The sequence below is a fragment of the Thalassotalea loyana genome, from assembly GCF_030161435.1.
In the GTDB taxonomy this organism is placed as follows: domain Bacteria; phylum Pseudomonadota; class Gammaproteobacteria; order Enterobacterales; family Alteromonadaceae; genus Thalassotalea_G; species Thalassotalea_G loyana.
The window spans coordinates 1-18,110 of sequence record NZ_BSSV01000011.1 but is presented as its reverse complement, the minus strand read 5'-3'; the positions used below and the strand labels follow the sequence as shown (position 1 = coordinate 18,110).

Here is an 18,110-nt window from a genome sequence, read left to right as displayed (position 1 = left end):
AGAAGGTGTTTTATGATCAAAAAGCTAACGGAGAGTTCAGGCGCTAATATTGGCTTTTCTGTTTCAGGAAAATCGGGCTTAGCGGAAGAACAAGCTTGGAATGAGACGATTGAGCAGGCGATAAAAGAGCATAATAAGATCAGTATGCTAATTGTGTTGTCGGAAGGGGTCCATTGGGGAGTTGATGCTGCGTGGAGAGACATCAAATGGATTTTTGCCCATATGCGTCATTTTGATAAAATTGCGATCGTATCATCGAGCAGTACGTGGCATTGGCTGATTACGATAGATAGCTTTTTTGCAGCGCTGATGAATATTGATGAAAGGCATTTTCCAACAAGTGAAATTGACAACGCTTGGGCATGGCTAAAAAACAGCGAATAGATAAGGCGATTCGCTGTTTTCTTAACTGTGTCTACTATCGTGTTAATAATCTTTATTGGACGAAATGTCGGTGCGGATATATTGTGCTTTTTCAGCCAAAGGTGCAGCTAAACTATTACATAGTTCTGGGTTGTCATGTATTGCAAGACCGTAAATTACCGATAAATTTTCCAAACCGAGCCCCTCAAGTAATGCATTGTGATGGATGGATAACTCTGTAACTTCACTGAGTGAACTTAGATGCGCTAATGAATTGAGGTTGTCGTTACCGACAATATTGATCGTGTGAGCAGTTTGTAAACTTTCAAATCCACTTAAATTACTTAAACCATGCATCTCATGCAGGTTTATAGAGTCCATCTCATTTATTGGTGGAAGTGCCGATAAGCTCGTTATGTATGGCGCATTGTTTAAAGACAGTTGGCTTAACTGTTCTGCTGATACTCTTTGAGCATTGTTAAATAACAATGCTCATATATTCCCATGACTTGCGTTCATTACCAAGTAGTTAATTTTAAATGCTTTAAAAACAATATTCATATTTGGAATAAAAAATCGTTTTCTATTCTTTTTAATGTTGCTTGAGTGGCGCTATCATTTGCCTAATTATTGTAATAGGCGAAATGACAGTTATGTTGTCTAAACAACAAAATCAATCGAATAATTCAGGTTTAGCATCTCTTGATGCGAATCAACTTGCAGGCTTACAACAAGTAACAAGTGGTTTTACGCCACTACAACTTGCGTGGGCAAGTGGTTATTTAGCAGCTAAAAGTGAGCAACCAGGTGCAGTTCAAGCAGTAGCCCCTCAAGCTCAAGTAAGTGCTACATTAACGATTTTATATGCATCACAAACGGGCAACGCGAAGGGCGTTGCTAGTAAGCTCGCAGAACAAGCAACGGCCGCAGGAATAAGTGTTAACTTAAAAAATGTTGCTGATTACAAAGCGAAATCGCTTAAGTCAGAAAGCCACCTATTAATTGTTGCGAGTACCAATGGTGAGGGCGAGCCGCCAGATGATGCGTTAGCTTTCCATGAGTTTTTATATTCTAAAAAAGCGCCAAAATTAGATCAGTTAAAGTTCAGCGTACTATCACTAGGTGACAGTAGTTATGAATTTTTCTGTCAAACAGGTAAAGATTTCGATCTTCAACTAGAAGCATTGGGCGCTAAGCGTGTTGCTGATCGTGTTGATTGTGATGTTGATTATCAAGACGAAGCGAAAGCTTGGTCACAAACCATCGTTGAACAATTAAAAGATGAGCTAACTGCGCAATCAGGCGCTGATGTTGTTGCTTTACCCGTGACTGAAGTAACTACAGCAAGTCAGTATTCAAAAGAGTCACCATATGAAGCTGAACTATTAGTTAATCAAAAAATCACTGGCCGAGATTCAAATAAAGATGTTCGCCACATTGAAATTGATTTGTCAGATTCAGGCTTAACTTACCAGGTTGGAGATGCACTTGGCGTATGGTTTGAAAATGATGAAAGTTTAGTAGCAGAGTTATTAACATTAGTTGAATTATCAGGTGACGAGCAGGTTTCACTATCTAGTGAGCAACTACCTATTAAACAAGCGTTAGTGGAAAAATTCGAGTTAACTCAGTCGAATGGTAAGTTCATTGAATTTTGGGCGGAGCATACTTCAAATGAGAAGCTTACAGATCTCGTCCAAGATAAAAATGCACTGCGTGAATTTGCACTAGAGCATCAAGTGATTGATATCGTAAAAATTGCACCAAAGGCAATCGACGCACAAGTACTCGTTGATAGCTTAAGAAAGATAACGCCTCGTTTGTACTCTATTGCCTCGAGCCAGGCAGAAGTCGATGAAGAAGTACATTTAACCTTGGGTGTTGTAGCGTTTGAAAAGGATGGTGAAGCACGTTTAGGTGGTGCTTCTGGCTTCTTATCTCATCGCTTGGAAGAGGGAGGAAAAGTTAAAGTTTTCGTTGAACATAACAATAACTTCCGTCTACCAGAAAATGATTCAACAGACGTTATCATGATTGGTCCTGGTACAGGTGTGGCACCTTTTAGGGCATTCATGCAAGAGCGTGAAGCTCGTGACGCAGATGGTCGAAATTGGATGTTCTTTGGTGATCAAACATTTACACAAGATTTTCTATATCAAGTGGAATGGCAGAACTATCTAAAATCTGGCTTGTTGACCAAAATGGACGTAGCTTTTTCACGTGATCAAGCTGAAAAAGTTTATGTTCAGCATCGTATTAAAGAGAACGCGCAAGAAGTGTATCAATGGCTTGAAAGTGGCGCTCATTTATATATTTGTGGCGATGCAAATCGCATGGCCAAAGATGTGCACCAAGCACTAATCGAAGTTGTAGCAGAGCAAGGTGGTAAAACGCCGGAGCAAGCTGAAGATTATTTAAAAGCATTACGCACAGATAAGCGTTACCAAAGAGATGTCTACTAATGTCAAACACAGATTCAAATAAACAAGTTTTAGGCCAAGGCCCTATCATTGTTGAAGGTAAGAAAGCTGAAAATGAGCGTATTAAAGGCGATAGTAACTTTTTGCGCGGAACCATAGCAGATGATTTAAATGATCGTATGACTGGTGGTTTTACTGCTGACAATTTCCAGTTAATTCGTTTTCACGGGATGTACCAACAAGATGACCGTGATATTCGCGCAGAGCGTCAAAAGCAAAAGCTTGAGCCTTTACATAATGTAATGCTAAGAGCACGTATGCCAGGTGGCGTTATTACACCAACGCAATGGCTTGCGATTGACAAGTTTGCACAAGATCATACGTCGTATGGCTCAATTCGTTTGACCACGCGCCAAACGTTTCAGTTTCACGGTGTATTGAAGCCAAATATTAAATTAATGCATCAAACATTAAATAGTATTGGCATTGACTCTATCGCTACGGCTGGTGATGTAAACCGAAACGTATTGTGTACGACAAATCCAGTTGAATCGGAAGTGCATCAAGAAGCATACGAGTGGGCCAAAAAGATTAGTGAGCACTTACTTCCTAAGACGAAGGCATACGCTGAAATTTGGCTAGATGGCGAAAAGGTTGAATCGACTGAAGAGCCAATTTTAGGTAGCCAATATTTACCTCGTAAGTTTAAAACGACGGTTGTTATACCACCACAGAACGACGTTGATGTTCACGCAAATGATTTAAACTTTGTGGCAATTGCCGAAGGTGGCAAGTTAGTTGGTTTTAATGTCTTAGTTGGCGGTGGTCTGGCTATGACTCATGGTGACACCTCGACCTATCCTCGTCGTGCTGATGACTTTGGTTTTGTACCTCTAGATAAAACGTTAGACGTTGCCGCTGCAGTTGTGACAACACAGCGTGATTGGGGTAACCGCGTAAATCGAAAAAATGCAAAAACGAAATACACATTAGATCGTGTAGGTATTGATACGTTCAAAGCGGAAGTTGAAAAACGTGCTGAACATACCTTCGAACCATCTCGTGACTATGAATTCACTGGTCGTGGTGACCGTTTTGGTTGGGTTGAAGGCGTTGATGGAAAATATCACTTAACGGTGTTTATCGAAAACGGTCGCTTGCTTGACTACCCAGGTAAGCCGCTTAAATCAGGCGTTGCAAAAATTGCCGAAATCCACAAAGGCGATTTTAGAATGACTGCAAATCAGAACTTGATTATTGCAGGTGTTGCTGAAGCTGATAAGACGCTGATTGAAGACATTGCTCGCAACCATGGTTTAATTGACGATGGTGTTTCAAAGCAACGCAAAGATTCTATGGCGTGTGTTGCGTTCCCGACTTGTCCTTTAGCTATGGCTGAGGCGGAGCGATACCTTCCAGGCTTAATTGATGATGTTGATGCTATCCTTGCAAAACATAATGTTGCTGATGAAAGTATTATCCTTAGGGTAACGGGTTGTCCTAATGGTTGTGGCCGTGCAATGTTAGCCGAGCTTGGTTTAGTCGGTAAGGGGCCGGGTAAGTACAACATGTACTTAGGTGGCAACACTGAAGGTACACGTATTCCTAAGCTCTACAAAGACGGTATTGATGAAGCAACAATTTTATCTGAAATTGATAGCTTAGTTGGTCGCTGGGCGACGGAAAAACAAGAAAATGAATGTTTCGGAGACTATGTTATCCGTGCTGGCATAGTGGCTGAAGTTGTTGTAAGTGCGAGGGACTTTTATGCCTAGTCGAGCAATAGATAGTCGCTTTCCATCGTCATTGCCTGAGTCCTGGTTAGCGCAATGGAATACGACACTTGAAAAAATGACGCCTCAAGAGCGAGTTGAATGGGCTCTTGAGCATTTACCAGGTGAGTTTGTTCTATCATCTAGCTTTGGTATTCAGTCAGCGGTAATGCTGCATTTAGTTACTCAGGTTTATCCCGATATTCCTGTATTACTTACGGATACTGGGCACTTGTTTCCTGAAACATACCAATTCATCGATCAACTAACTGACCGTATGAACTTAAATTTAAAAGTTTATAGTGCAAAAGAAAGTACAGCGTGGCAGTTAGCTAAATATGGTGAAGAGTGGTGTTTAGGTGATGATGAACTTAAGCGTTATAACCGACGTAACAAGGTTGAGCCGTTAGAGCGTGGGTTGACTGAGCTTGAAGCGAGCTCGTGGTTTTCAGGTATCAGACGTCAACAGTCTGATCATCGACAAGGCTTGTCGGTCGTGTCTATTTTACGTGGACGCTTTAAAGTTCATCCGATCATCGATTGGTCAAACAAAGACGTTCATCAATATTTAACTAAGCACAATTTACCTTACCATCCACTGTGGGACGAAGGTTACGTCTCCGTTGGTGATACGCATAGCTCTTCACCACTAACGGCTGGCATGAGCGAGAGTGATACGCGATTTAATGGCCGTGCACGAGAATGTGGCTTGCACACTGATGGTGACGGCATCTAGCTTGTAAGTGTTACTTGCAACTAAAATGATGACTGAGTTGCGCAGTTAACGATTGTTTAGCTGCGTTATCAGGTTTTTCTGCAATGAGTCGCGCCAACTCACATCCGGCTTCACTGAATTTATAGTACTTGATCACGTTATTTTTCTTCTTACTTTTGAAGACAACAGATTGGCCTTGAAATATCAGTGCTAGTTCTTGTTGTTTTGCAAAACTGGCGGTTTCAGTTTCTTGAATAAAGAGTAAGGCGTTATTGGCTAATGTTAGTAGGTCACTATAACTCAACCCAAACTTAGTTAAGTCAATGCTAACCTCTCTTTGTTTATCAAAACTATTCCATAAACTTGGCACCTGATAACAACCTGATAAAATTCGATATTGTTTACTGGTTTTATCTCTCATCGCTATCGCGGTTGCCTTGGCGAAAAGCTTCGCATCATGAATGCTTAAATCCTTAAATATCTTCAGTGTTTTTATCGCGAATGCGCCTGGGTGGTTAATTTCTTTTGACAGTATTTTCGCCCACAACTCTTGCATTGTTTTATTACTGACATCTTTCGACAACTTCATGAACTGAGAAAACCAGTCCGCATCAACCTGCTCCGCAATTGTTGTCGTAGAACAATAACTTACTGCTTTTACTATGATAGACTCCAAATTCAATTGTTGTCTTTGCTTTTGGCTTAGCGCTCTGCGATCAACTCTTTCTTGTAACGGCATTTGTTTTTCTGGCGGTAGCAAACTACCATCAATAGCAAAGGCTTTTGCTAATGTAAGCAATTGTTTTGCAGATGACTGACCACTTGCCGACTTAGTTTCTGTTACTTTTTCTTCTGTAGTAGACTGCGTAACATTACCGTTAGATTCATTAACGATTAAAGTACCTTCTTTAGCGTGTGTTTTTTTTGTCATGTTTTACTCTGCAAATTAGGTTTGTAAGCACAAAGTTGGTATTGTTAATTAGACGTTTACAATTGTTATAAGTTAAATTATTCGATCTATAATTTGTTGAATAATATGATCCCGACTTTTATTATGTACTAGAATGTAAAGAAGGGAACTAGATATATTTTTTATTGTAGTATCTAAGCTGGGTTCCATATTCAGCTTTTTGAGGGGCATATGCAAGTAACTGAGCGAGCCGAAGAAGAATTCTTATTTTCTGATGACTTCTACGAAGATGATGTCGTAGATGAAAAAAGCGAAGATACATGGAAAGTATTGATAGTAGACGATGATCCTGAAATCCATTCAGTGACTCAACTCGCCCTGTCTGACGTCATTGTGTTAGGTCGTTCTTTAGAATATTTACACGCCTATTCCGGACAAGATGCATGTCAGTTGATCGAGTCAAGAGACGATATTGTTCTCGTACTTCTTGATGTCGTGATGGAAACCGATGATGCGGGCCTAAATGTTGTTAAATACATTCGTGATGAATTAGACCGTCAAGATATTCGAATTGTCTTGAGAATAGGTCAACCTGGCTATGCGCCAGAAGAGAGTGTCATCAAAGATTATGATATTAACGATTATAAAACGAAAACCGAATTAACCCGACGTAAACTTGTAACAACGGTTTATGCTGCGATTCGTTCTTACCAGCAAATTCACACCATTAATCAGAGTCAACAAGGACTAGAGAAAGTCATTGGTGCGACATCTGAGTTGCTTGAATTACACAATATTACCGATTATGCCCATGGTGTGCTCGAGCAATTCCATAATATGCTTGGTAACGTTACCTCAAGCGTTTTTTGTGCTCGAGGTCAGGGCGTTATCGATGACGCAGATGATTTGAGTTTATATGTGCTGGCACAGAATAATTTGGAAGCAAGTCTTGTTAATCAAAAATGTAGCCAAGTCCTTGATAATGACGTGACTGAAGCGCTTAATCGCTGCTTTACTCAAAAGAAACACTTTTTTGATGACCAATTTGTCGTGCTTTATCTAGCACGTGGAGATTTCAGAACCGTCGTGTATTTGGCCATTGACGAACCTCTTTCTGAGCAAGTTAAGCCGTTACTTGAAGTCTTCTTAACAAACGTTGTAACGGGTTACGAAAATGTTCACTTGTTCCAAAAGCTAAATAATGCGGCATATAAAGATTGGTTGACAGATTTACCGAATCGATTGGCTTTTGTTAATGAACTTGAGCATTTTAGTCGTCATGACCAAGAAGATTCAGTAGCCGTACTTATTGATATTAGCCACTTTAGTGATATTAATGATGGCTTAGGTCAAGATATTGGTAATCAGCTATTGAAAGCTGTTGCTGCCCGTTTATCGGGGTATGGTAACAACTGTAAAATAGCACGTGTCGGTGCCGACGTGTTTGGCTTGATTGGCCCTAGTGCGGTATTGACACCTGAGAAGCTAACGCAGACATTTGTTGATCCATTCTCAGCAGGCGATCAATTCTTGCCTGTTAGTGCATGCTTTGGCTTTTGTGGTCAAGGAGATGCAGGCGGCCGTGGCGTTGAAGTGTTAAACCAAATAAACATTGCGCTTAATCTGGCGAAGAAAGACCGCAACGTGCATTACATGTATTATGCCAAGGAGATGGAAGAGCAGACCTTATGGCGCTTCGGCATGATTCGTCAATTACGTCATGATTTTAAAGCAAATCGACTTGCCTTGTGGTATCAACCACAACTAGAGCTTACATCAGGTCGTGTCATTGGCGCAGAAGCGTTATTGCGTTGGCAAACAGAAGATGGTCAATTTATTTCTCCTGCTGTTTTTGTACCACTAGCAGAATATTCAGGACTTATTTTAGATATTGGTGATTGGGTTATTAACCAAGCATGCTTGCAAATCAAAGAGCTTGAGAAGCATGGTTTTGATGATGTTGGTATTTCTGTCAATGTTTCAATACCGCAATTCAAGCGCAGTGATTTTGTTGATTCGATCATTGATGCAACCAAAGCACACCAAGTAAAAACGAGTAAGTTAGAGCTTGAGATCACTGAAAATATCTTAATGGACGATCCTCAAGTAGTCGTCGACTCTTTAATTCGATTAAAGCAAGAGCAAATTAGCATTGCCCTCGATGACTTTGGTACTGGCTACTCGTCAATGAGTTACCTTCAAAAACTGCCATTGGACCGTTTAAAGGTTGATCGTTCATTTGTTAAAAGTATTGCTGACAAAGAACATTCATTTATTGCAGAAACGATTATTAATCTTGGTAAGCAACTCGATTTGAAAGTAATTGCTGAGGGTATTGAGGAACTTGAGCAGCAAGAACATTTAATCAAGCATGGCTGTGATGAAGTTCAAGGCTTTTATTACGCGAAGCCGATGCCAAGTGAAGAGTTTATCGAATACTTGAAAAATCAAAAGTAATCTAAACAAAAAAGCCGCTAAATAGCGGCTTTTTTATTATTCAAACGTTTTTATAAATACTCAAACGCTTTAAATACGCGATTTACACCGCTTATATTTCGTGCGACGTCTACCGCTGCGTTTGCTTGAGTTTGTGCAACAAGCCCCATTAAGAAAACTTCGCCGTTCTCCGTAACGACTTTAATATTTGTCGCGTCAATATTTTCATCGGCAAATAGTGCTGTTTTAACCTTTGAGGTTAGCCAAACATCATTTGACTGCGTTGTAACAGAGGTTTCATTACCGATACGTAATTGATTATAAACCTGGCTGACACCTTCAATATTGTTAACGGTTTTGATAGCAAGGTCTCGAACGTATTCATTTTTTGCTTGGCCAACGACTAATATTCTGCCGTTTAGGCTAACAACTTTAATACGACTACCTTCTGTTAAGGCATCTTGCTTTGCAATTTCAGCCATTGCTTTAATTTCGATATTTTGATCATCAATTTGTTGACCAACACTTCGATTGTCATTGGCAACAACTGCACCTCCGACAACACCTACTACCGCTGCAGTAACACAGCCTTGGAGCATTGTTAACGTTGCAGCGATAATCAGTAGTTTGCTTGAATTTTTCATCTAGTTATCGCCTTGAGGAAATAGTGTAGTATCGATAATTTCACATAGACAGTGAATGACTAATAGGTGCACTTCTTGAATACGCGCTGTACGAGATGAAGGAACGCGAATCTCAACATCATTCTCACCTAATAACCCTGCGATATCACCGCCATCTTTACCTGTAAGTGCAATAATTGGCATATCACGAGCTACAGCAGCTTCAATTGCTTTGATAACATTGCGTGAGTTACCGCTTGTTGATATTGCCAGTAGTACATCACCTTTTGCGCCAAGTGCACGTACTTGTTTTGAGAAGATTTCATCATAACTGTAGTCATTTGCAATCGACGTTAACGTTGAACTGTCTGTTGTTAAAGCGATAGCAGGAAGACTCGGACGGTCAATCTCAAAACGGTTTAAAAGCTCTGACGAAAAGTGTTGTGCATCACCAGCACTGCCGCCATTACCACAAGATAAAATTTTATTTCCTGCCAGAAGGCTTTGCACAAGAATCATACCTGCTTGTTCTATTGAACCAGCAATTGCTTCGCTGGCGGCAATTTTGGTTTGGATGCTTTCGGTAAAGTTACTGTTGATAAGGTCTAGCATGTAAGACTCCGTTAAAAGGCATTTTTTAGCCATGAAATATCAGGATGTGAGGCTGTACCTTGGATCGCCACTACATCAAATCTGCAGCAAGTATTATATTCATTTAACTTTGCTTGTTGCATGTAAATTTGTGCGGTTTTAATAATTTTTTCCCGCTTTGTCGGTGAAATTGCATTAATAGCACCGCCAAAGGCCGCTGATTGGCGGTATTTGACCTCGACAAAAACTAAGCTTTGTTGCTCCTGCAAAATCAAATCAATTTCGCCAAACTTACAACTAAAGTTAGTTGCAATTAGTGTTAGCCCCTGTTGTTTGAGGTATTCTGCAGCGACAAGTTCCATTGATTGACCAACTTCTTTTGTCGTCAGTGCTCCACGAATATCATTTGGCTTCATTTTATCACGCAAGTCCATTAGCGCTTTTTTCCATGACATCGTTTAGTTTATTTGAGCAAGTTGCTTAACGTTGTTTCGATTGTACTGCCCCCATAACAAAGAGCGAGTGAGCACATTTTGGTCATTTAATTTTAATACCCCTGTTTGACCAAAGTGGCGGACATAGGGCTTCGTTTGAAATGCATCGATCTTGTTGACTAACGAAATTGCGTCATAACCCATTGCAAAAATTCGTTGAAGTGAGTCGCTGCGGTTTGGCCATAAACTTTTAGCTTGTTTGGCCAATGGCGTGTTTTGTTGCTCAGAGCTCAACATCCAAGGCATCTCAGTAAAAGTCATACCGTTTAAATCCACAAGTGCACTGTCATCATGAATCAAGCTGTGACTTCTGGAGCTAGCATAAACAGGAATAATATTGGCAAATGTGGCGATATTTACATCGATATAAGGTTTAATCAAACGTGTTTGTGAATTGTTGCCGACAATATAAATCATGTCTATATCTCGGCGATTTCGCTCTTCGATTTTGATTATTTGGTCTAAACGCAAACGTAAATCGGCAATTCGCTTTTGGCTTGCATCAACACCAAGGCTCGCTTTCAATTGTGTTTGCATGTCTTTACCCTGACTGTAAGTCATGCTTTCAATTGTCTCACCTGTGATTGATTGCCATTGGCTTGCAAACGTTTGTGCGATGCGCTGGCTTACGCCATCTTTGTGACTCAGGATAAGTGGCTTCTTGTATCGCTTGTCACTTAGCTGAGCAGCAGCTTGGATTGCTTCATCCTCAGGGCGCATTGAAATAGCGATTTGGTATTCTTGCAGTTGGGTTTGATTAGGTATGTTGAGTAACAAGGTTGGTAATTGAATACTTTGCGCAAGGAACTGCTCAACATTTTGTTTTAACAGTGGCCCGATAACACGTGTTGCCTTCATTTGAGACAAGTCGTCAGCTAAGGTAGTGAAGTCGAGTTGATTGGCATCGATAAACTTTAGCGTCAACGCTTGATTATTTTGGTAAGCAGCTAGAATTCCCTCTTGAGCTACTTGTCCCGCTTTAACTTGTTTACCCGATAATGGGAGAATAACGGCAATAACTTCGGGCTCTGCAGGAGAGCCTTCATTGAGGTTGTTTTCAGCTATGCTTTGTTCTTGTAACAACTGTTGGGCAATGACACTAGCAGGGTGGGTGCCATTTCTCGTCTGCCACTGAGTTAAGTGACGAGAGAACTCACTTGCTTCGTGGCCGTAATTATTGGCTATACTCGTTAGTGTTAGCCACGGCGTTACTAGTGGAGCACTTAGTTGATTCAACTGTTGCTGCTGCCATTGAGTTAATTCACTAAATTTAACCCACAAATACTCAATATCGCCGTTAGTAATATCTGAATCTAGCGAGAAAACACGTAATAGGGCGTCAAGTTCACTGACAAGTTGATTGCTTTGTTTAGCCTGAAGCGCTTTAAGCTGATAATATTCGATCGTATGAGCAATGTTGGATTGTTCAGCTAACTCATCTGCCTGAAATAATAATTCTGATAAATCTTTTTCTGGCGCTAATTGTTGGTATGCCTGAGCTGTAATAACTACAACTTGATATTGTTGTTGGTTCGTTTGCAACTCTGGGGTCTTCGCTAATTGTTTCGCTAACCATAAGGCATTATTCGGCTTACCTTCTTGGATATATGCTTGCGCTGCTTGGATCAATAAATGACTCGCTTGATCCGGAGCTGAAGCAAGGGAAAGCTCCGCTTGTTCAAGAATAGATTGTGCATTGTTTTCGACAGTCGTACTTTTTTCTACTTCAACGGGTGTTTGGTTAACGCTAGGCTGCGTCTTTTTGGGACTAGAAGAACAGCTCATTAGCGTAAGGCTCACGACAGAAAACAGCGCGAGTTGGTGTTTTTTTGAAAAAAAGCGATTGAAAAGCACGAGTTATATATCCGTATTTACAGTAGTCGGTTTATAATAAACGCCAAAGCAAGTAGTCACAACATTTGTGACGAGGAAGAAGGTATTATGTCACAAATTTTTGTTGAAGCTGGTCAGTTGTATGTTGTTTCAACGCCAATTGGTAATCTTGCCGATATGACCGAACGTGCAATTGGCGTTCTTGCCCAAGTCGATATCATAGCTTGTGAGGATACAAGACATACGCAACGATTACTGAATCATTTTGCAATTTCTAACAAGACTATTTCGTTGCATGATCATAACGAACGCCAGCGACAAGACTATTTTTTACAGTTACTGCAAGAAGGAAAATCAATAGCGTTGGTGTCTGATGCTGGTACTCCTTTGATTAGCGATCCAGGCTTCCATATTGTTAGCTTCTTAAGAGAACACGATATACGTATTGTACCTGTTCCTGGTGCCTGTGCCGCGATCAGCGCATTAAGTGTTGCGGGTCTACCAACCGATAGGTTTACCTTTGAAGGCTTCTTACCTTCTAAATCAGGTGCTCGGCAAAAAACGCTGGCAGCACTGGCAAATGAAGAACGAACGATGGTTTTTTATGATGCACCTAGAAGAGCGATTGATACCGTCGCTGATATCGTGGAGGTGCTTGGTGGAGAGCGGCGAGTTGTCATGGCAAGAGAGCTGACAAAAACGTTTGAAACGGTTTACAGTGATAGTGCACAAAACTTACTCGATTGGTTAAATGAAGACCCGAATCAGCTCAAAGGCGAGATGGTCTTAATTATTGCTGGTAAACCCAAAGATAATACTGGAATTTCGCCTGAAATAGCTAAAACGCTTGAGATTCTATTAGAAGAGTTACCGCCTAAAAAAGCGTGTGCTGTTGCCGCAAAAATTTATGGTGTGAAGAAAAACACGTTGTATGACTTTGCGCTTACATTAAAGCAATAATGTCACGCTGAGGAAGGTTGGCTTTAGAGCCAACCTTTTTGTTTTGCTATACGTGCAGCCTCAACACGGTTGCTAGCATTGAGTTTGGCAATGCACTCCGATAAATAATTTCTGACGGTGCCCTCTGAGAGAAACAGCTTTTCTGCTATTTCTCCTGTTTTTAAACCTTCACTCGCCAGCCTGAGGGCTTTGCGTTCTTTGTCGGTTAACGGATCGTTGTCGTCAAGAGCACTAATTGCGAGCTCTGGATCGATAATCTTACGCCCATTGTATACTTGATTAACGGCATCGACTAAATCATCAGATGGCGCTTCTTTTAATATGAATCCCTTAACTCCCGCTTGCATTGAGCGTTTGATGTAGCCAACTTTGCTAAAGGTTGTCATAATGATGGTTTTTATATCTGGTTGCGTTTCGGCAATGTACTCGGCTAATTCAATACCAGTTGTTTGTGGCATTTCTATATCCGTTAAGACGATATCGACTTGATGCGCTTGTAGAAGTTTTTTTGCTTGCTCGCCATTCTCTGCTTCTGCAGCCACATGAATATTGTCTTCCAACGATAACAATGCGCAGATTGCACCACGCACCATCGCTTGATCTTCAACAACTAAAACATTAATCATTTGTTTCTTCCTGAATAAATATCGAAACACTAAATCCATTGCCGTAACTTATATTGGGCATAGTGCCCAGTTGCTGACATCGCTCTTTGATGCCTGTCAGCCCATTCCCTTTGTCACTGATTGAACCGGTTCCATTATCAAATACACGCAATGATATTCCATCTTTTTGAACCAAAGACAGCTCCACTTGGTTACCATTACTGTGCCGTAAGATATTCGTCACCAACTCAGTAATTATTAACATTAATTGGGACTCAATTTGAGGCGAAAGTTGCTTTATACTTACTTGTTCTTCAACGTTAAAGCCCTGAGCAGATAGCTCTTTTGTTAATTTGGCAATTTGACCTGTTAAATTGACTTGTTTCAAACCTGAAACGGCATGTCGTATTTCAGCTAAGGTACGACGAGAAAGATCTGCGACTTCGTTAATTTGTACTCTAGCTTGCTCAGTGTATTCTTTGTCCATTAGCTTTTGCGCTAATTCAGCCTTTAATGCAATTGAAGATAAAGAGTGACCTACAAGGTCATGTAAGTCTCGAGCAATTCTCTCACGCTCAGCGATTGTTGCGAGTTGCTCAATTTGTGCCTGGCTTTTCTCTTCTTTTTTGGAATGTATACGATCTCTGCGTTCGGCATGACCAAAAAAGAACATCCCAATCGACACAATTAATGCAGGAGCAAGAAAATACGCATCGGTAAAGCCAAAAAGCTTTGCAGCCAACAAGATTGAAAGAACGATCAAGGCTAGGCCCCAAATACCTCGATTCATGGTGTAATAGAAGCCTGTAAAAAACGCAGCATAGCCAAATAGGGCTTGAGTGCCAGGCGTTACATACGTGCCGAATGTTGAGAGCAATACGATAGCGACTATAGCAATGAGAGTTTTACGACCATGAGCAAATGTTGCTTTTATATAAAGCAGGATAAAAATGGCAAAAATACCCGCCATACCTAATAACCGTACGGCCGTAAATTTTTCGAAACTGAAAATTAATGGAAGAAAGTAAAAGATAGAAAATGCTAACGGCCCCCATATCCAATATGGCTTGCGGTTATCAGCGAGTGCTATGTCAAATGTGTTGCTCATTACTTTCTCCTTAATATTTAATACGTTACCTTGGTTTTTTCGATTTGCAAGCAATAACCTGACTACTGAATGACAACACTCGATTTAGCTGTTATTAGCAATGTGCCCAAACCAATCATTGCAATACCGGCATAGGCGAAGGAATCAAATTTTTGTTGCCATAAATACACTGATGCAATGCACACTAGGGCTATTCCAACACCAGACCAAATAGCATAAGTGATACCGACACTCATCGACTTGAGTGTGTAAGATAGAAAGATGCCCGCGACGGTGTAAAGTGCTACCGATGCCATTCCATATCCTGTGTGTTGCCAGCCATTAGATGCTTTCAAGCATAAAGTGGCGATAACCTCACTAATGATTGCCAAAATTAAACATAAATAAGCCATGATAATCTCCTCAATGGCTAGGCAACTTGCGGTTGTTGCGTATCTCTAACAACACGCTTGTGGCGAGTAATTAATTGATACAGGCTAATGATATAAACGAATACAATGATAAAGGGTATTAACACATAACTATGCTCAGGAAAGGTGATCCAAGCTAATAAAATTAGCGCTGTTCTCATTAATGTGTGCACTACTCCCACATTGTGCTCAAGTGTCCATGAAATTGGCACCCACATTAAGCCAGCAACAATACCCACTGCCATTGGCACAGCAGTATGGTCTTCAATGCCAAAAGGAATGGCAATAGCAAAAGCACACCAACTCATGACTAAGGTATAGAGAAATAGTGAGTCGAATGGGTTGCGCTCTTCCTTCTTGACTAACAACTTTTCACCAGTAAAACGCGATATAAATAAAGCCAAGTAGAAAATTGATCCTGTGCCAATATAGACAGGGAGTACCATTTGGTTTGCTGGGATAAAAAGGGCAGTTATGCCTAATAAAAACCAAACTATTGTGCCAGCAATTGGCATGGTTATAAGTGATTTCTGTTTGTATTCTTCGCGGTATTGTTCAAGTGATTTTGTCATTGTTATATCCTCCATGGAAAGCCGCGAAAGCTCGCGGCTTTATTCATTTGTTTTTTATTTGTTTTGATTGATTAACATCTTTGCCCAACCATAATCGGGTGCAATATCAAGCGCGTGCTGCCAATCTTGCATCGCTTTTTCTAAATTGTTTTGTGATAAGTGTGTTAATCCGCGCCATACATAAGCTTCTGGCTCACCCCATTGGTTGTTGCTCGTGTCTGATTTGAATAGTCCAATCGCTTGATCTAATGACTTGAGTGCTGCAGCTTTGCTACCGCCAAACATGGCAGGTGTGTTGTATTCACTAACCGCTTTGACGAGGTGTGTTCTAGGGCTTTGTGGAGCGTATTTGAATGCATGGTTCAATGCTTTACCTGATTTTGGGCCGTAAAAGGCACCCTTCATTGGCTCGTAACCAATCTTTAAACCGTATATTTGTGCAAGTAGTGCCCAGGCTTCACCATCATTTGGTGTTGTCTCAACATGTGCTTCCATAACTTTCATCGCTTTATTGAGAGAGTCAATTGCGCTATCGGCATCCACTGTAAGGTTTTGTGCAATAGCTAATCGATAAAGTGCTAAACCTTGATCATAGCTTTCATTTTGTTCTGTTAAGGCAATAAGCTGTTGAGTGTTCAGCTGCATTGAAGCGTTTTCAATAGCATTGATTTGCGACTGGTCAGCGATGGCTGATGTTGATGTAATGATGAAACTTGCTAGTAGTAACTTTTTCATACGTAATTCCTTGTTGTGTTGATTACGGAATTAATTGTTACTCATGATGCAAATTTTAATTAGAGACGAAAGTCATCAATGTCATATGACAAATGTCATAAAGTAAACTTTCTTATATAAAATAGAGGGTTATATGCGCCGTTTGCAATTATTGATCAAACGACGCTAAGGTAAATGTGGTTATATTAATGATGAAAGGGCAATTTGATAGATATTGCCAACGCCATTTTCTACGCGAGTAAAAAAGAGGTATTTACCATCAGGCGTCACAATAGGTGTGAACTCATGATTTGGTGTATTTACTTTTTCACCAAGTGACCTGGCAACTGTCCATTGATTATCGATCAATTGCGAAATGTATAAATCTCCACGGCCAACGCTGTCAGCTCTTCGCATACTAAAGATAATCGTGTTGCCATCAGGTAAGACAACCGAGTCACCAATTTTCCCATCTTTGCCAAACATTTCTGCTGGCAACGCAACTGGTGGTTTGAAGCCATTTGAAGTTTTCTTAGCGACGTAGAGTTTACGTTGCTGATTTCTAAACGACGGAAAGTATAAATCGCCATTATTGGTAATTGAAGGATAAAGATCGTCTGCATCAGAGCTCAATTCAGGCAAATATTCAGGAGCTTGCCAGCCATTCTTAGTATATTTTGTTCGCCAAAGGTTAACACTCTTAGCGGCTTCACTGCCCTCAGTGATTGGTCGTTTTGATACAAAATATACAAATTCTTCGTTTTCATCATAGTAAGGATCAGCTTCTAGGTAATCACCAGAAAATGGAAAAGCGATAGGTTCCTGCCACTTCCCACTTTTATATTCTGAAGACATCATTGTGCATTTTTTAAAGTCATTACTACAACGTGCGAATAAGACTTTATCTCCAGCTTTGTTAAAAACTGCATTAATTTCAAAGGCATTTGTTGAGATTATGCCCGGAGCAAATTGAACTGCCTCATGATTTGCGGCGCTGTTGTGATATGAAACAGAAGTTGCGTGAGTGATAAAGCTCACGACTGAGGTTAAACATAAAATTAAGGTTTTCATTTTTTGCGTACTTTTATCGTAATGAATAAGTGCTCATTCTACATTGTTCAAAATACAAACTAAAGCGAATCTTGATTCGCAAATATAATAAGTTATTTTTGAACAGACTCATAATTAGTGTAGAATACGCGCCGAGTTGGTTAGACAATCGCTGCTTTATCGTTGTATTTGATTCATCAAGTAGACAGATAAAGGGGAGGAAAGTCCGGGCTCCAAAGAGCAGAGTGCCAGATAACGTCTGGGGGGCGAAAGCCTACGACAAGTGCAGCAGAGAGAAGACCGCCAGTATTTTTATTGGTAAGGGTGAAAGGGTGCGGTAAGAGCGCACCGGGCCACTGGTAACAGTTGGTTGCAAGGTAAACTCCACTCGGAGCAAGACCAAATAGGGTTTCGTATGGCGTGGCTCGCGTTGAAACCGGGTAGGTTGCTTGAGCCTTAGAGCGATTTAAGGCCTAGACGAATGATTGTCCTAGACAGAACCCGGCTTATCGACCAACTCACTTATTCTATAAA

The 18,110-nt window shown here is 40.6% G+C and carries 18 protein-coding genes and 1 other RNA gene; 7 read left to right on the top strand and 12 right to left on the bottom strand.

Annotated features, from left to right (window positions below):
- Positions 1 to 12 precede the first annotated feature (12 nt).
- Positions 13 to 384 carry a SpoIIAA family protein gene (locus QQK05_RS18230; protein ID WP_284301361.1) on the top strand — a complete coding sequence of 124 codons (372 nt, stop codon included), beginning with the start codon at positions 13 to 15 and terminating at the stop codon, positions 382 to 384.
- A 42-nt stretch (positions 385 to 426) separates the two neighbouring features.
- On the opposite strand, the gene QQK05_RS18225 is transcribed toward QQK05_RS18230, so the two are convergent.
- Positions 427 to 852, bottom strand: a complete 426-nt coding sequence (locus QQK05_RS18225) for a hypothetical protein (RefSeq protein WP_284301359.1) — start codon at positions 850 to 852, stop codon at positions 427 to 429.
- A 164-nt stretch (positions 853 to 1,016) separates the two neighbouring features.
- Here QQK05_RS18225 and QQK05_RS18220 point away from each other — a divergent pair, with 164 nt between their 5' ends.
- From QQK05_RS18220 to cysH, 3 genes are read left to right on the top strand one after another with little or no spacing between them, the layout of a single operon-like run.
- Entirely contained in the window at positions 1,017 to 2,825 is a 1,809-nt protein-coding gene (locus QQK05_RS18220) for an assimilatory sulfite reductase (NADPH) flavoprotein subunit (protein WP_284301441.1), read from the top strand.
- Entirely contained in the window at positions 2,825 to 4,558 is a 1,734-nt protein-coding gene (gene cysI, locus QQK05_RS18215) for an assimilatory sulfite reductase (NADPH) hemoprotein subunit (protein WP_284301357.1), read from the top strand. Before QQK05_RS18220 ends, cysI begins: the two co-directional genes overlap by 1 nt.
- Entirely contained in the window at positions 4,551 to 5,291 is a 741-nt protein-coding gene (gene cysH / locus QQK05_RS18210) for a phosphoadenosine phosphosulfate reductase (RefSeq protein ID WP_284301355.1), read from the top strand. Before cysI ends, cysH begins: the two co-directional genes overlap by 8 nt.
- Positions 5,292 to 5,301: 10 nt before the next feature.
- Here cysH and QQK05_RS18205 read toward each other — a convergent pair whose 3' ends face one another.
- Positions 5,302 to 6,201 carry a TIGR03899 family protein gene (locus QQK05_RS18205; protein WP_284301353.1) on the bottom strand — a complete coding sequence of 300 codons (900 nt, stop codon included), beginning with the start codon at positions 6,199 to 6,201 and terminating at the stop codon, positions 5,302 to 5,304.
- Positions 6,202 to 6,411: 210 nt separating this feature from the next.
- Here QQK05_RS18205 and QQK05_RS18200 point away from each other — a divergent pair, with 210 nt between their 5' ends.
- Positions 6,412 to 8,637, top strand: coding sequence for a bifunctional diguanylate cyclase/phosphodiesterase (locus QQK05_RS18200; protein ID WP_284301351.1), 2,226 nt, complete (start codon positions 6,412 to 6,414; stop codon positions 8,635 to 8,637).
- A gap of 50 nt (positions 8,638 to 8,687) precedes the next feature.
- On the opposite strand, the gene dolP is transcribed toward QQK05_RS18200, so the two are convergent.
- Genes dolP through QQK05_RS18180 form a run of 4 tightly spaced genes read right to left on the bottom strand, consistent with a single transcriptional unit; the run spans position 8,688 to position 12,109 of the window.
- Positions 8,688 to 9,260: a division/outer membrane stress-associated lipid-binding lipoprotein gene (gene dolP / locus QQK05_RS18195; RefSeq protein ID WP_284301349.1), complete on the bottom strand. Its 573-nt coding sequence runs from the start codon at positions 9,258 to 9,260 to the stop codon at positions 8,688 to 8,690.
- Positions 9,261 to 9,851 carry a phosphoheptose isomerase gene (locus QQK05_RS18190; RefSeq protein WP_284301347.1) on the bottom strand — a complete coding sequence of 197 codons (591 nt, stop codon included), beginning with the start codon at positions 9,849 to 9,851 and terminating at the stop codon, positions 9,261 to 9,263.
- A gap of 11 nt (positions 9,852 to 9,862) precedes the next feature.
- Positions 9,863 to 10,285 carry a YraN family protein gene (locus QQK05_RS18185; protein WP_284301345.1) on the bottom strand — a complete coding sequence of 141 codons (423 nt, stop codon included), beginning with the start codon at positions 10,283 to 10,285 and terminating at the stop codon, positions 9,863 to 9,865.
- A 3-nt stretch (positions 10,286 to 10,288) separates the two neighbouring features.
- Positions 10,289 to 12,109 (bottom strand): penicillin-binding protein activator, encoded by a 1,821-nt coding sequence (locus QQK05_RS18180; protein ID WP_284301341.1) that lies wholly within the window; start codon positions 12,107 to 12,109, stop codon positions 10,289 to 10,291.
- 156 nt (positions 12,110 to 12,265) lie between these two features.
- Here QQK05_RS18180 and rsmI point away from each other — a divergent pair, with 156 nt between their 5' ends.
- Complete coding sequence (rsmI, locus tag QQK05_RS18175; protein ID WP_284301339.1) at positions 12,266 to 13,117, top strand: 16S rRNA (cytidine(1402)-2'-O)-methyltransferase; 852 nt, start codon at positions 12,266 to 12,268, stop codon at positions 13,115 to 13,117.
- A 23-nt stretch (positions 13,118 to 13,140) separates the two neighbouring features.
- Here rsmI and QQK05_RS18170 read toward each other — a convergent pair whose 3' ends face one another.
- The 6 genes from QQK05_RS18170 to QQK05_RS18145 all read right to left on the bottom strand — a co-directional run bounded on the left by QQK05_RS18170 (position 13,141) and on the right by QQK05_RS18145 (position 17,597).
- Positions 13,141 to 13,743, bottom strand: a complete 603-nt coding sequence (locus QQK05_RS18170; RefSeq protein ID WP_284301337.1) for a response regulator transcription factor — start codon at positions 13,741 to 13,743, stop codon at positions 13,141 to 13,143.
- Positions 13,736 to 14,830 carry a sensor histidine kinase gene (locus QQK05_RS18165; protein WP_284301335.1) on the bottom strand — a complete coding sequence of 365 codons (1,095 nt, stop codon included), beginning with the start codon at positions 14,828 to 14,830 and terminating at the stop codon, positions 13,736 to 13,738. The genes QQK05_RS18170 and QQK05_RS18165 overlap by 8 nt, the downstream gene beginning before the upstream one ends.
- 62 nt (positions 14,831 to 14,892) lie before the next feature.
- Entirely contained in the window at positions 14,893 to 15,222 is a 330-nt protein-coding gene (locus QQK05_RS18160; protein ID WP_284301332.1) for a DMT family transporter, read from the bottom strand.
- Between the two features lie 17 nt (positions 15,223 to 15,239).
- Entirely contained in the window at positions 15,240 to 15,812 is a 573-nt protein-coding gene (locus tag QQK05_RS18155) for a DUF7010 family protein (protein WP_284301331.1), read from the bottom strand.
- A 54-nt stretch (positions 15,813 to 15,866) separates the two neighbouring features.
- Positions 15,867 to 16,547 (bottom strand): tetratricopeptide repeat protein, encoded by a 681-nt coding sequence (locus tag QQK05_RS18150; protein ID WP_284301329.1) that lies wholly within the window; start codon positions 16,545 to 16,547, stop codon positions 15,867 to 15,869.
- Positions 16,548 to 16,727: 180 nt separating this feature from the next.
- A complete protein-coding gene (locus tag QQK05_RS18145) occupies positions 16,728 to 17,597 on the bottom strand; it encodes a TolB family protein (RefSeq protein WP_284301327.1) in 870 nt (289 codons plus the stop codon).
- A gap of 132 nt (positions 17,598 to 17,729) precedes the next feature.
- Here QQK05_RS18145 and rnpB point away from each other — a divergent pair.
- Positions 17,730 to 18,101, top strand: an RNA gene (gene rnpB, locus QQK05_RS18140) — RNase P RNA component class A.
- The last annotated feature ends 9 nt before the right edge of the window (positions 18,102 to 18,110 follow it).